The 12,811-nt window shown below is 65.8% G+C and carries 13 protein-coding genes; 5 read left to right on the top strand and 8 right to left on the bottom strand.

The annotated features are described in order from the left end of the window. Nucleotides 1-13: 13 nt before the first annotated feature. On the top strand, nucleotides 14-1,219 hold the full coding sequence (gene zigA, locus SK095_RS14520; protein ID WP_136491074.1) for a zinc metallochaperone GTPase ZigA: 1,206 nt from the start codon (nucleotides 14-16) through the stop codon (nucleotides 1,217-1,219). A gap of 3 nt (nucleotides 1,220-1,222) precedes the next feature. On the opposite strand, the gene SK095_RS14515 is transcribed toward zigA, so the two are convergent. Continuing rightward, complete coding sequence (locus SK095_RS14515) at nucleotides 1,223-1,576, bottom strand: NADH:ubiquinone oxidoreductase (RefSeq protein ID WP_136491073.1); 354 nt, start codon at nucleotides 1,574-1,576, stop codon at nucleotides 1,223-1,225. A 161-nt stretch (nucleotides 1,577-1,737) separates the two neighbouring features. Between SK095_RS14515 and SK095_RS14510 the strand changes: the two genes are divergently transcribed. After that, nucleotides 1,738-2,706, top strand: coding sequence for a CobW family GTP-binding protein (locus SK095_RS14510; protein WP_136491072.1), 969 nt, complete (start codon nucleotides 1,738-1,740; stop codon nucleotides 2,704-2,706). 126 nt (nucleotides 2,707-2,832) lie between these two features. Here SK095_RS14510 and SK095_RS14505 read toward each other — a convergent pair whose 3' ends face one another. Together SK095_RS14505 and prlC are read right to left on the bottom strand one after the other, a co-directional pair. Beyond that, nucleotides 2,833-3,117 carry a YheV family putative zinc ribbon protein gene (locus SK095_RS14505; protein WP_136491071.1) on the bottom strand — a complete coding sequence of 95 codons (285 nt, stop codon included), beginning with the start codon at nucleotides 3,115-3,117 and terminating at the stop codon, nucleotides 2,833-2,835. Further along, the gene (gene prlC / locus SK095_RS14500) at nucleotides 3,114-5,198 is read right to left on the bottom strand and encodes an oligopeptidase A (protein WP_168772546.1); all 2,085 of its coding nucleotides are present in this window, start codon (nucleotides 5,196-5,198) and stop codon (nucleotides 3,114-3,116) included. Before prlC ends, SK095_RS14505 begins: the two co-directional genes overlap by 4 nt. Nucleotides 5,199-5,328: 130 nt before the next feature. On the opposite strand from prlC, the gene SK095_RS14495 reads away from it, so the two are divergent. Then, entirely contained in the window at nucleotides 5,329-5,871 is a 543-nt protein-coding gene (locus SK095_RS14495; protein WP_320546686.1) for a gamma carbonic anhydrase family protein, read from the top strand. A gap of 93 nt (nucleotides 5,872-5,964) precedes the next feature. Here the strand turns inward: SK095_RS14495 and SK095_RS14490 are convergent, their stop codons facing one another. From SK095_RS14490 to SK095_RS14470, 5 genes are all read right to left on the bottom strand, one after another. Continuing rightward, nucleotides 5,965-6,948 carry an MDR family oxidoreductase gene (locus SK095_RS14490; protein WP_136491068.1) on the bottom strand — a complete coding sequence of 328 codons (984 nt, stop codon included), beginning with the start codon at nucleotides 6,946-6,948 and terminating at the stop codon, nucleotides 5,965-5,967. Nucleotides 6,949-7,002: 54 nt separating this feature from the next. Then, nucleotides 7,003-7,635 (bottom strand): TetR/AcrR family transcriptional regulator, encoded by a 633-nt coding sequence (locus SK095_RS14485; protein WP_136491067.1) that lies wholly within the window; start codon nucleotides 7,633-7,635, stop codon nucleotides 7,003-7,005. 120 nt (nucleotides 7,636-7,755) lie between these two features. Then, on the bottom strand, nucleotides 7,756-9,081 hold the full coding sequence (locus SK095_RS14480; protein ID WP_320546685.1) for a hypothetical protein: 1,326 nt from the start codon (nucleotides 9,079-9,081) through the stop codon (nucleotides 7,756-7,758). 98 nt (nucleotides 9,082-9,179) lie between these two features. Then, entirely contained in the window at nucleotides 9,180-9,962 is a 783-nt protein-coding gene (locus SK095_RS14475) for a hypothetical protein (RefSeq protein ID WP_320546684.1), read from the bottom strand. A 253-nt stretch (nucleotides 9,963-10,215) separates the two neighbouring features. Next, nucleotides 10,216-11,256 (bottom strand): helix-turn-helix transcriptional regulator, encoded by a 1,041-nt coding sequence (locus SK095_RS14470; RefSeq protein WP_136491186.1) that lies wholly within the window; start codon nucleotides 11,254-11,256, stop codon nucleotides 10,216-10,218. Nucleotides 11,257-11,340: 84 nt separating this feature from the next. Between SK095_RS14470 and SK095_RS14465 the strand changes: the two genes are divergently transcribed. After that, nucleotides 11,341-12,183, top strand: a complete 843-nt coding sequence (locus SK095_RS14465) for a hypothetical protein (RefSeq protein ID WP_320546683.1) — start codon at nucleotides 11,341-11,343, stop codon at nucleotides 12,181-12,183. After that, nucleotides 12,180-12,803 carry a hypothetical protein gene (locus tag SK095_RS14460; RefSeq protein ID WP_320546682.1) on the top strand — a complete coding sequence of 208 codons (624 nt, stop codon included), beginning with the start codon at nucleotides 12,180-12,182 and terminating at the stop codon, nucleotides 12,801-12,803. Before SK095_RS14465 ends, SK095_RS14460 begins: the two co-directional genes overlap by 4 nt. The last annotated feature ends 8 nt before the right edge of the window (nucleotides 12,804-12,811 follow it).

Raw genomic sequence — 12,811 nt, 5'->3', positions numbered from 1 at the left:
CCGAGGTCGTCCGATGGATTCCCGTCTCCCCGTCACCGTGCTGTCCGGCTTCCTGGGCGCCGGCAAGAGCACCCTGCTCAACCACGTGCTGAAGAACCGCGAGGGCCTGCGGGTCGCGGTGATCGTCAACGACATGAGCGAGGTGAACATCGACGCCGCCGCCGTGCAGCAGGGCGTCAGCCTCAGCCGCGGCGAGGAGAAGCTGGTGGAGATGAGCAACGGCTGCATCTGCTGCACCCTGCGCGAGGACCTGCTCGAGGAGGTCGCCCGCCTGGCCGGCGAGGGGCGCTTCGACTACCTGCTGATCGAGTCGACCGGCATCGCCGAGCCGCTGCCGGTGGCCGAGACCTTCACCTTCCGCGACGAGCAGGGGCGGAGCCTCGCCGACCTGGCGCGCCTCGACACCATGGTCACCGTGGTCGACGGGGTGAACTTCCTGCGCGACCTGCGCGAGGCCGAGGCGCTCGGCGAGCGCGGCGAGAGCCTCGGCGCGGACGACGAGCGCTCGGTCACCGATCTCTTGATCGACCAGGTGGAGTTCGCCGACGTCATCCTGGTCAGCAAGACCGACCTGATCTCCGGCGCCGAGCGTGCCGAGCTGCTGGCCATGCTCGCGCGTCTCAACCCGCAGGCCGAGGTGCTGCCGATGGTCATGGGCCAGGTGCCGCTGGCGAAGGTCCTGAATACCGGACGCTTCGACTTCGAGCGCGCGGCGCAGGCGCCGGGCTGGCTGGCCGAGCTGCGCGGCGAGCACGTGCCGGAGACCGAGGAATACGGTATCGCCTCCACCGCCTGGCGCGCGCGCCGGCCGCTGCATCCGCGGCGCTTCCACGACTTCCTGCACCGCGAGTGGGACAACGGCCGCCTGCTGCGCTCCAAGGGCTGGTTCTGGCTGGCCAGCCGCCCGGCCGAGGCCGGCAGTTGGTCGCAGGCCGGCGGGCTGATGCGCTACGGCTATGCCGGGCGCTGGTGGCACGCGGTGCCGCGCGCGGAGTGGCCGCAGGACGCGGAGAGCCAGGCGGCGATCCTCGCCCACTGGCAGGATGGCTGCGGCGACCGCCGCCAGGAGCTGGTGTTCATCGGCCAGCACATCGACTTCGCCCGCCTGCACGCCGAGCTGGACGCCTGCCTGCTGAGCGAGGCGGAGATGGCTCCGGGCGAGCAGGCCTGGCTGGCGCTGGAGGATCCGTTCGGGGCGTGGCTGGAGGAGCTGGCCTGAGCCTCAGGGCTTGCGCCACTGGCCGCCGCTCTGCTTCTCGCAGAACGGCTGGAGGTAGCGGGCGTCGCTGGCCACGCCGTAGTAGTGGACGTCCTGACGGTAGGCGGCGTTGCCGGCCTGGGCGCCGCTGCATACGCCGTAGGCGCCTTCCGGGCACTGCTCGACGAACTCCACACGGATTTCCTGATCCTTCAGCTTGGGCTGGCAGAAGCCGTCGCGGAACAGGCCCTTGGGGATGCTGACGTTCTGCTGGCAGAGCTGCACGGCCACTCCCTTGCCCTGGCTGTGCACCACGCAGGCCTCGGCCAGCGCCGGCAACGGCAGGACGGCGAGCAGGATGGGCAGGATCTGGCGCATGGTCGGGCTCCGGGAGGCTGGGCGCGCGCAGTTTACCCGGCGTCGGCCGCTGTGGCGCGGGCGGCCATCGCGCTTTGCCGGCAATCCGGCGAGAATGACTCTCCGATGACCTTGTCCACAGGCCTGCACAGTTTTTCCCCAGGCTTATCCACAGGCGACCCATGCTCAAGCACATTCCCACCCATCTGATCGCCGGCCCGCTCGGCGCCGGCAAGACCACCCTGATCCGCGAGCTGCTGGCGCAGAAGCCGGAGGGCGAGCGCTGGGCGATCCTGATCAACGAGTTCGGCCAGGTCGGCCTGGATGCCGCGCTGCTGACCACCGGCGAGGACGGCATCGCTCTCGGCGAGGTGGCCGGTGGCTGCCTGTGCTGCGTCAACGGCGCGCCCTTCCAGGTCGGCCTCGGCCGCCTGCTGCGCCAGGCGCGCCCGGACCGCCTGCTGATCGAGCCGTCCGGCCTCGGCCACCCGGCCGAGCTGCTGCGCCAGCTGCAGGACGAACCGTGGCGCGAGGTGCTCGCCGTGCAGCCCAGTGTGGTGGTGCTGGATGCCGCCGCCTTGGCCGCCGGTCGCCCGCTGCCGGCGGCGCAGCAGGCCGCGCTGGGCGCGGCCGGGCTGCTGCTGCTGAACAAGAGCGAGAGCCTCGACCCCACCGCCCGCGCCCTGCTCGCCGCCCAACTGCCGTCGCGGCCGCTGCTGTGGACCAGCCAGGGCCGTCTGCCGCTCAGCGAGCTGCCGGGCATCGGTACGCACGCGCAGCCGGGTAGCGAGGAGAGCAAGTTGCCCACAGGCGCGGGCAGCCTGCCGGCACTGTGGAGCGACCCGACGCTGCCGATCTGCCAGATCCATGCAGAAGCTGGCGGCTGGAGCGTTGGCTGGCGCTGGCACCCGAGCCAGCGTTTCGACCGCGACCAGGTCGCGCAGTGGCTGGCCGCCCTGCCCTGGCGGCGCGCCAAGCTGGTTCTGCACGGCGCCGACGACGGCTGGCACAGCGCCAATGCGCTGGATGGCGCAGCGCTGGTATGGCGGGCCAGCGAGTGGCGCAGGGACTCGCGGCTGGAACTGATCTTCGCCGAAGCGCAGGATGCCGCGGCGCTGCAGGCGGGGCTGGCGGCCTGCCGGGTGGCCTGAAACGAACAAGGCGCCGACCTTACGGTGGGCGCCTTGTTCTCCGTCCCGCAGGGTGCGCCGCGCGCACCAGCGACGTTGCCGTGGCCTGTGGGTGCGCATGGCGCACCCTACCGGCGCTGCTCCGCCCTACTCCGGCTTCTTCAGCTTCGGATTGGGGAAGAACTGCACGGTCTGCACCTTGGGGTCGGCTGCCTTGGGCTTCAGCGCGCTGGTGTTGACCCGGGTCGGCAGCTCCTTGGGCACCGAGTTGCCGCGGGCGTCGAGGGTGTCGGCATAGCCGCAGGCCACGCACTGGCGGTTCGGCGTGCCGTCCTCGTCCCACATCTGGATGGTGTCCATCGCCTCGCAGGCCGGGCACACCGCGCCGGCGATGAAGCGTTTCACCGGCGCGTTCAGGTTGTACTCGCTCATGCCGCCTCCTCGCTCAGGCCGCTGTGCCGCAGCAGCGCGTCGATCGACGGCTCGCGGCCGCGGAAGTCGACGAACAGCTGCATGGCTTCCTGCGAGCCGCCGCGGGCGAGGATCGCCTCGCGGAAGGCGCGGCCGGTGGCCGGGTTGAGCACGCCCTCCTCCTCGAACCTGGCGAAGGCATCGGCGGACAGCACCTCGGCCCACTTGTAGCTGTAGTAGCCGGCCGCGTAGCCGCCGGCGAAGATGTGCGCGAAGCTATTGGCGAAACGGTTCCAGCGCGGCGGCTGGAACACCGACACCTCGTCGCGGATCGCCTGCAGCACCTCGAGCACGCCGCGGCCGTCGCCGTGGGTGGCGTGCAGCTCGAAGTCGAACAGCGAGAACTCCAGCTGGCGCAGCAGCATCAGCCCGGACTGGAAGTTCTTCGCCGCCAGCATCCTGTCCAGCAGCTCCTGCGGCAGCGGCTCGCCGCTCTCGAAGTGGCCGGAGATCAGCGCCAGGCCCTCCGGCTCCCAGCACCAGTTCTCCATGAACTGGCTGGGCAGTTCGACCGCGTCCCAGGCCACGCCGTTGATGCCCGACACGCCGGCATAGTCGACGCGGGTCAGTAGGTGGTGCAGGCCGTGGCCGAACTCGTGGAACAGGGTGGTGACCTCGTCGTGGGTCAGCAGCGCCGGCTTGCCGGGCGCGGCAGGCGTGAAGTTGCACACCAGGTTGGCCACCGGACTGATGCGCTCGCCGGCGCTGTTGCGCCAGTGGTCGCGGGCGCCGTCCATCCAGGCGCCGCCGCGCTTGTTGGCGCGGGCATAGAGGTCGAAGAAGAAGCGCCCGACCTGCGCGCCGTTTTCCGTGATCTCGAACAGGCGCACGTCCGGGTGCCAGCTGTCGAAGTCCTTGAGCTCCTCGATCTGGATGCCGTACAGGCGCTCGACGATGGCGAACAGGCCGGACAGCACCTTGTCGATCGGGAACCAGGCGCGCACCTGCTCCTGGGAAATCTCGTAGCGCTGGTGGCGCAGCTTCTCGCTGAAGTAGCCGACGTCCCAGCTGGCCAGATCAGCCACGCCGCGCTCGGCGGCGAAGGCGCGCAGTTCGGCGAGATCCTGCTCGGCGAACGGCTTGCCGCGTACGGCCAGGTCGCGCAGGAAGCCGAGCACCTGCTCGGTGGACTCGGCCATCTTGGTGGCCAGCGACAGCTCGCCGTAGTGCTGGAAGCCCAGCAGCCGGGCCAGCTCCTGGCGCAGGTCGAGGATCTCGGCCATCAGCGGGCCATTGTCGTGCTGGCCGGCGTTGGGGCCTTGGTCGGAGGCGCGGGTGGCGTAGGCGGTGTACACCTCCTCGCGCAGGGCACGGTCGTCGGCGTAGGTCATCACCGCGTAGTAGCTGGGGAACTCCAGAGTCACCAGCCAGCCGTCGAGCCCCTTGGCCTGCGCGGCCTGCTGCATCTGCGCGCGCGCCGACTCCGGCAGGCCGGCCAGCTGCGCCTCGTCGGTGATCTGCTTGGTCCAGGCCTGGGTGGCGTCGAGCAGCTGGTTGGAGAAGCGGCTGGACAGCTCGGAGAGCTTCATCTGGATCGCGCCGTAGCGCTGCTGCTCGGCTTCCGGCAGGTCGATGCCCGACAGGTGGAAGTCGCGCAGGGTGTGCTTGAGGATGGTCTGCTGGGCGACCTCGAAGCCGGCCGCCGCCGGGCTGGCGGCCAGGGCGTGCCAGGCGTCGTAGAGGGCGCGGTTCTGGCCCAGCTCGGTGTAGTAGGCCGACAGCTTGGGCAGGCAGGCCTCGTAGGCGGCGCGCAGTTCGGCGCTGTTGCACACGGCGTTGAGATGGCTGACCGGGCTCCAGGCGCGGCCCAGGCGCGCGTTCAGCTCGTCCAGCGCCAGCACCAGGCCGTTCCAGTCGGGATTGACGCCCTGGGTTTCCAGGATGCGCGCGATGGCGGCGCGGTTGTCTTCGAGGATCCGGTCGACGGCCGGCTCGACGTGCTCGGGGCGGATCGCCGAGTAGGGCGGCAGGTCGAAGTCTTGCAGCAGGGGATTGTTGGCAGTCACGGCGTTTGACCCTGGGTCGGAAGAATCACGGATCATGTTAATGACAAATGCCCGAGCGCGCAGCTCGGGCGCGGCTATCGGGGTGATCGGGGGATGGCATGCCTGTCGCCAGTTCGCCCCGTGCATGCTAAGTAGAAGGCCACGACAACTCACCAGGAGCCTTTCCATGACCATCCGCACCTACCAGGGCCATGCCCCGCAGCTCGGCGCGCGCGCCTTCGTCGATCCCAGCGCCGTGGTGATCGGCGACGTGGTGCTGGGCGACGACTGCTCGGTGTGGCCGCTGGCGGTGATCCGCGGCGACATGCACCGCATCCGCATCGGCGCGCGCACCAGCATCCAGGACGGCAGCGTGCTGCACATTACCCACGCCGGGCCGTTCAACCCGGACGGCTACCCGCTGGAGATCGGCGCGGACGTCACCGTCGGCCACAAGGTGACCCTGCACGGCTGCACCATCGGCAGCCGGGTGCTGGTCGGCATGGGCGCCATCGTCATGGACGGCGCGGTGGTCGAGGACGAGGTGGTGATCGGCGCCGGCAGCCTGGTGCCGCCGGGCAAGAAACTGGAGAGCGGCTACCTGTACGTCGGCAGCCCGGTGAAGCAGGCCCGCCCGCTCTCCGACAAGGAGCGCGCCTTCTTCACCTACAGCGCGGCCAACTACGTGAAGCTCAAGGACCTGCATCTGCTGGAGGGCTATGGCGGCTGAGTTCGCCATCGGTCCATCCGTCGGCGTAGGGTGCGCCGTGCGCACCGGGCGCAGGCGCTGATGGTGCGCACGGCGCACCCTACGGATGAGGACTCAGCGATTCACGTCCACCACCACCCGCCCGCGCACCCGCCCGGCGAGCAGTTCACCGGCGACCGGGATGGCTTCCTCCAAACCGATGGTGCGGGTGATCGGCGCCAACAGGCTCTTGTCCAGGTCGCGGGCCAGGCGGCTCCAGGCCTCGAGGCGGTCGGCGCGTGGGCGCATCACGCTGTCGATGCCGGCCAGGGTCACCCCGCGCAGGATGAATGGCGCCACCGTGGCCGGGAACTCCATGCCCTGGGCCAGGCCGCAGGCGGCCACGCAGCCGCCGTAGCGGGTGGACGCGCAGACGTTGGCCAGGGTGTGACTGCCCACCGAATCGATGGCGCCGGCCCAGCGCTCGCGGCCCAGCGGGCGGCCCGGCTCGCTGAGGCTGCCGCGCTCGATGATCTCGGCGGCGCCGAGGGCCTTCAGGTAGTCGGCCTCCTCGGGGCGGCCGGTAGACGCCACCACCCGGTAGCCCAGCCTGGCCAGCAGGGCGACGGCGAAGCTGCCCACCCCGCCGCTGGCGCCGGTGACCAGCACCTCGCCCTGCTCGGGCGTCACCCCGTGGCGCTCCAGGGCCAGCACCGAAAGCATCGCGGTGTAGCCGGCGGTACCCACCGCCATCGCCTCGGCGGCGCTGAAGCCCTGCGGCAGCGGGATCAGCCAGTCGCCCCTGAGGCGCGCCTGCTGGGCCAGGCCGCCCCAGTGCGTCTCGCCGACGCCCCAGCCGTTGAGCAGCACGGCGTCGCCGGCCTTGAAGTCGGCATGGCTGCTCTCCTCCACCACGCCGGCCAGGTCGATGCCCGGCACCATGGGGAACTGGCGCACCACCGGGCCCTTGCCGGTGATGGCCAGGGCGTCCTTGTAGTTGAGGGTGCTGTGGCTGACGCGCACGCGCACGTCGCCTTCCGGCAACTGGGCCTCGTCGAGCGCCTGCAGGCTGGCGCGGTAGCCGGAGTCGTCCTTGTCGATCAGGATGGCGCGGAACATGGGATCACACCTCTCTGGTTTTAGACCGGTCGTCTAGAAATGGGCGATAAGAAATCAGCGCGGCAGCAGGGCGAGGAAGCCGCGGATGAAGGTCTGCAGCGGCGCGTCGCTCTGCACCAGGCGGGCGCGCAGCACCGCGCCTTCCCAGCCGATCCAGAAGAACGCCGCCAGCTCGTCGCAGTCCAGCGTCGCCGCTAGGCTGCCGTCCTGCTGGGCGGCGCGCAGGCAGGCGGCCAGGCGCGCCTGCCAGTCGCACAGCACTGCTTCCAGTTGCTCGCGGAAGCCCTCGGGCAGGCGGGTCACCTCCTGGCCGAGGTTGCCGACCAGGCAGCCGCGGCGGAAGGCGTGGCGGGCCATGCCGGCGCGGGCGTCGGTGACGAAGTCCTCCAGGCGCGCCAGCGGCGGGCGGCTCTCGTCGAGCAGCCAGCGGTCCAGCTTGGCAGCGAAGTAGCCGGCGTAGCGCTCCAGCACGGCGCGGCCGAAGGCCTCCTTGCTGGGAAAGTAGTGGTAGAAGGAGCCCTTGGGCACGCTGACCTGCTTGAGCACCGCGTCGATGCCGGTGACCAGGAAGCCCTGCTCGGTGAGCAGGCGCATGCCGGCGTGCAGCAGCGCCTCGCGGGTTTCGCGCAGGTCGCGGTCGAGCTTGGGCGGGCGGCCGCGGCGCGGCTGGGGGGCGTGAGCTGTCATGCGCCGATTATTGGACCGGTCGTCTTGAAAAATCAACCGGCGACAGGCATGAGGGCCGGCGCCTCATGGCCACTGGCTCCGGAAGGCTTGCCAACGAGATTCTCCAGGTTCGCCTCAGCCTCACGGCTCGATCTCGCGTTCGCTGATCCACTTGACGTCGATCGGGCCATGATGGCCGTCAGGGCAAAGCTCAGCGGCATTGAGCGACCACTCATTGCGATCTGGCGAAAATAGGAGTACCCCGATGTCTGCAAGGACTGCCGCCAGAGCACTGGAGTCAGGCGGATTGCCCCTATCGTAAGTAGCCCTGAAATAGGCCGTTCCGATTCCAAATTCCGCTTCGTTGGCGCGGACCTGCGTTGCGCTGTTGGCCAACCGGAAAGGAGCATCGCCGCATTCCTCCCTGAGGTTGTTCAGCATGCGATTGATCACGTCGACCGGAAAGCGGGAGCCTCTCTTGAGGAGGATTCCGGTGTCGTCAATGCGATAGTGGAACTGCTTCTGCCTCGCAGTGGTGTAGCACTCAGTCCAGGCAGGATGAGGAGCCGGAATACTGCTTGGCACCGCTTGGGCGGCGCGGTCGCTCCTGGGCAGGTCATACCCGATCATGAACAACGCCGCTTCCAGGCGGCGCAGTGCCGGAATCGAGGAGGGCTGAACAAACTGGCTGGTCTTGTCCCGACGCAACACTTCGCCGAGAATCCAGCTCGCTTTCAGGTTCCATTCCGCGTGAAGCGGACCGGGATTCAGGCGCGGAAAGCTCAGACCATTCCGGCCAGGATTGCGGTTCTTGGGAACTGCTGCATTGGGCGCCTCTTTCGACGGTGCCCAAGGAAATGCCAGTCCTTCCGGCACGCGCGACAGGCCATTCTCCTGGCAGTACTTAACAACGAGCCAGCCCAGTGCTGCAGCAACACGGCTGTCGTAGATGATGAAATCCTCGGCCAGCAGCGAATACACCTTGGTCATGCCTGCATTGAAGCGCAGGTTCTTGTGCAGCAGGCCGGGATTGCCACTGTCCAACACTGCCGTAGTCGAACACAGCAACTTGGCGAGCCCTTCGGTATTGGTCTGGAGCCAGCGGATATTCCCTGCCCCGACCCCGCCCCATCTCATGACTGCGCAGGCAGCATCACAGGCAGCATGGTCATTCCCACAGGCGAGAGCGCTCTGCAAGGCAGTACGCAGGGCATCCAGGGCATCAGCGTTACTCGCCAGCGTGTTGCCCGGCGGCACGCCAGGAACTCCCCGATGCTTCCACTGGTATCGCTCACAGGCATCTTCCAGACCGTTGAACTGCCACTTCCGGCCGCTGCGCCTATCGATGTATTCGTGCATGAACAACGTCTTGCTGCTCAGGTTCCCGGCCAGCCAATCGATAAATTCACGAACGGCATGAGGCTCCACGCCGGAGGTATCGGCGCCAAGATACTGACTGCGGTACATTTCCCTACTCCTTGCCTGATTCGAATCGGATGAAACCATCATCGCGCCCACCGGCCACCTCTGACACACGCTGAACCCATCCAGCTGTCGACGCCATGTCAATACGCGAACAGGAGCAGATGCACATCGAACCATTTGGCTCGACCTGTAATGGATACTGTTGCTATCAGGCGACACAGCGGTGGCAGGCTCTCCTCTGCGGCACTGCAGACATCGACGTAATCGCCCAAGGAAAATTCGCCATTGGCATACATGTGCAGAAGAGCCAGTTTCACTCTTGCAGACGGAAGGCCTGCTATCCGATCCCGGAGAACAGAAATGGCTGCGTCAAGCTCTCCTGCGCCGCATGACAGACCTCGCGCAAAGGCAGAGTCCGGCAACAGATCGGCATAATCCTCCCAGGTCAGTCCAATGACTCCCGGACGGGCCAGCATGGAGAACAGGCTGGCGCAGAAGGCGCTGCCGACCTCCCGGCTATCCCATAGATAGTGGACTCCACCAGGGGCAACAGCTGCAGCAGCTCCTCCGACGTGATGGAAGAACACTCGCCTGGCTTGGGGCTTGACATCTTGCCACCAAATGCCGGGCGCCTTTGCATCGACGATGACATGAGCTTCATGGATATCCCCGACAGACAACAGCTGGTTGTATGCACAGGCATGGAACCGGAAGCGTCCATAACGGGCTTCATCCGCCTCGACCCCCGGCCTACAGTGGCTCAGTGTTTGCTCAATCCATGACTGAGCCAAATCCCTTATTTCGGTAATCACGGCAATATTCACCGGAGCTACGCAGGGCTCATCATTTATCATGCTCAAGTCGCGTGCACTGAAGTCGGAATAGCTCGGTGCATCCTTATCGAGGGGGGCGGCGTGCTGCATGGCTATCGAACCTGCATCGGAGCGCCGCAGCACTTGTACCCCGGATACTGCGCTTCGGCAGTGATCCTGGCCATCTGTGAGTCGGTAGCCTGCACGGTTACCCGGAAGTTGGCTCGGGGGCCTGCGTTGGGGATGACACGCTGCAACAGGGCAGAGTAGGTTTTCAGCATGACGACGCTCCTGATTGTCGTGGGGCGGATCAAGTATCCACCGCCTACGCGACATTCCACGTCGCAATGCCTTTATCCGCGACTCACCCCTGGTAAAGCGCAGCCATGCGTCGTGCTTTCTCGCCGACTTCGTCACGCAGTGCCTGCGGAGCCAGGACTTCTATGCTGTCGCCCTGAGACAGTATCCATAGCTTCAGCCCTTGGCTTTCGACAATCCGGCACTCCAGAGTACCTCCACCATCAGCCCCGGGCTCCAGCACCTGCTCCGCGGTCAAGGCGTTTTCAGAAAGCCGTTCGAACATCGGCTTGTCCAGACGCAAGCGCAACTCGATAGGCGGCGCGTCCTCAGAGGTGATGAACGACTTTCCTCTCACCGCCTTGCTCATCTCGAAGCCTGCAGGGACTTCAGCATGCGCAGCCCCTTTGGGGGGATCGACACGCTTGAAGCGCTGCAGAGGCAAGGCGCGGACCTTGCGTTCGCTATCGCCATCGAAGGTGCACGCCAGATAAAGGTTGCCATCCTGGAACGACATCCCCAGCGGGTTGATCACCGCCTCCTGATCCCTGTGGGAACTGCGCGAACGATAGAGTACGCCAACCTTTCTATTGGTCACGACTGCATCTTTCAGATGGGAGAGAACTTCGGGACGGATCTCGGCAGGGAGCAGCTGCTGAAACCGCGAGTTGCTGACGAACTTCCTCGCCCAGTCACCAACACTGTCCTTGTAGCCCTGCTCGACGATACGCCTGGCATGCTGATAAAGCGGCTCCAGATCCTCAAGGAGGATAGTCGCGCAGAGGGGGCGGGCATGATCGATCAACATCATCAGGGACAGCGCCGTCTCATGGGGCAACATAAGCTCCGGCACCGACTTGTCCAGCCACCACCTCTTGGCCTTCCCATCCTCTACGCACTTGAGATATCCGAACTCCGGCAGCCCACGCAGCTTTTGCAGATGTCGCTCCAGCGTACGCTTCTCGATGGCGAAGCCGGCTTCCTCGACCTTAGCAAATAGCAGAGGTGTACTGATGGCATCGTTCCGTTTTCTAGGCAACAGGCTCAGAATACCCAGCATGCGAGCTGCGATGCTGCCCGGCGGCTTACCTTTACTCGGCTTTGGCATAGAACTCTCCCTGTCGCCACATGCGACATGGTTTGTCGCACCCTTGTGGAAGAATATCAACCTCACCTGAAGAGGGAAAGGTTCATGCCGCGCAAGGAAGGAATCGGCTACCTGCCGTCGATGCGATTGCCCACGCTTGAACAGCTGCGGATCACTCCCATGAGCGAAATCCAGCGTTACTGGATGGGGGTGGGGCTGTCGACCTCGCTCTTCAGTGAACGGGTGTGCGAATTCGAGACAATCGGAGAATTTCAAGAGTATTACCGACTACTGCGCAAGGCGGCTCTGGCCGGTGTGGGTAACGCCTGGAACGAGCTTGGCTGGCTGTGGATGAACGGCTTTTTCCTTGCGAAAGACCACGAACAAGCCGTCAGAGTGCTACAGATCGCGACACAATTCCAGTGCCCGGAGGCCCATTACAACCTGGGGCTGATATATGGTTATATGGGGAGCCCACATCGCAATCAGCCAGAAGCACTGCCCCACCTGGAACAAGCCTATGGACGCGGGATCTTGCTGGCGGCGTATTCCCTGGGCGAACTCTACGAAGGTAACTGGGTGGCGGAGCAAGGAGAGGTCGGCGTTTTCGTCGAGCCTGATCCGAAGAGGTCTTGGGAATGGTACTTGCGAGGCGCTCAGGGCGGGCACGTCTGGGCGTCGATGAAGGTCGCTCTCCGCCAACTGGAAGGCACTGGTTTGTCTGGCAGCGTAGAGGATGGCGTGAACCTTCTCAAACAAGCCGCCGAGTACGCACTCGGTGCAGAGCCGGCGGAAGCACTGATGGAGTTCTATTTGGTGACCCAACCCGGCAGCGACGAATACCACCACTGGCGCGACAGGGCTATTGCCATGAATAGCAGCCAGGCTAGAAGATACCGGGCCTACGATGCCCATAGGCAGACCAGCGAAAAGGAGAAGCAGGCGTGACTAAACGTGGAACTACGATTACCGAGCTTTTTCGAGCCGTGCCTGAAAGCCGACTGGCCGAGGCGAATGACGGTTATCAGCGCCAGAGCACGCTCCGCATTCCCAGCAATGTTCCCTACGTCGTGGACAATATCTGGGAGTGGCTGCGACCAGCCTCGATGCCATCGCGTCGCCATGCCGTCTATGCCAGTCCGACGCCTAAGCTGGCGCTTGAGAATGCCAGCGCCCCGCTTGCCGACGGAGATCGCTACGTCGCATGCCGGGTAATTGTCGGCGCGGACGAGATCCGCGTCGCTCAACTCGAAGTGAGCGATGCACGAAACCATACGGATATCCGCATGATTACCCGCTGGCTCAGTCTTCACAGCCGGGAGTTCACTGAGAAGCCTCTGGCCGACAGGCAAAGACTGGCACTGCTGTTCAGTCCGGGGCTGCGGCAGGATGAGCTGGAGACTCTACGACAGCAGAACCCGTTGATCGAACAGCTTTGCACTCATGTACAGCAGCACTCGACACTCTGGCGCACGGCATCTTCCGCTCCCGGCGCGACGACTGGTGAGCTTTTTTTTGAACTGCTGGGTTCCGCTCGCTACAGACTGGAGCCACTCCGGACTTTCTAGGGAAACGC

Source organism: Pseudomonas sp. AN-1 (assembly GCF_034057115.1).
Taxonomy (GTDB): Bacteria; Pseudomonadota; Gammaproteobacteria; order Pseudomonadales; family Pseudomonadaceae; genus Geopseudomonas.
This window is presented reverse-complemented; position numbering and strand designations above follow the sequence as displayed.

What these genes read in the sequence shown, in the direction of transcription:
- zigA (WP_136491074.1), top strand. Translation starts at nt 14, where the DNA reads ATGGATTCCCGTCTCCCCGTCACCGTGCTGTCCGGCTTCCTGGGCGCC.
- SK095_RS14515 (WP_136491073.1), bottom strand. Translation starts at nt 1,576, where the DNA reads ATGCGCCAGATCCTGCCCATCCTGCTCGCCGTCCTGCCGTTGCCGGCG.
- SK095_RS14510 (WP_136491072.1), top strand. Translation starts at nt 1,738, where the DNA reads ATGCTCAAGCACATTCCCACCCATCTGATCGCCGGCCCGCTCGGCGCC.
- SK095_RS14505 (WP_136491071.1), bottom strand. Translation starts at nt 3,117, where the DNA reads ATGAGCGAGTACAACCTGAACGCGCCGGTGAAACGCTTCATCGCCGGC.
- prlC (WP_168772546.1), bottom strand. Translation starts at nt 5,198, where the DNA reads ATGATCCGTGATTCTTCCGACCCAGGGTCAAACGCCGTGACTGCCAAC.
- SK095_RS14495 (WP_320546686.1), top strand. Translation starts at nt 5,329, where the DNA reads ATGACCATCCGCACCTACCAGGGCCATGCCCCGCAGCTCGGCGCGCGC.
- SK095_RS14490 (WP_136491068.1), bottom strand. Translation starts at nt 6,948, where the DNA reads ATGTTCCGCGCCATCCTGATCGACAAGGACGACTCCGGCTACCGCGCC.
- SK095_RS14485 (WP_136491067.1), bottom strand. Translation starts at nt 7,635, where the DNA reads ATGACAGCTCACGCCCCCCAGCCGCGCCGCGGCCGCCCGCCCAAGCTC.
- SK095_RS14480 (WP_320546685.1), bottom strand. Translation starts at nt 9,081, where the DNA reads ATGTACCGCAGTCAGTATCTTGGCGCCGATACCTCCGGCGTGGAGCCT.
- SK095_RS14475 (WP_320546684.1), bottom strand. Translation starts at nt 9,962, where the DNA reads ATGCAGCACGCCGCCCCCCTCGATAAGGATGCACCGAGCTATTCCGAC.
- SK095_RS14470 (WP_136491186.1), bottom strand. Translation starts at nt 11,256, where the DNA reads ATGCCAAAGCCGAGTAAAGGTAAGCCGCCGGGCAGCATCGCAGCTCGC.
- SK095_RS14465 (WP_320546683.1), top strand. Translation starts at nt 11,341, where the DNA reads ATGCCGCGCAAGGAAGGAATCGGCTACCTGCCGTCGATGCGATTGCCC.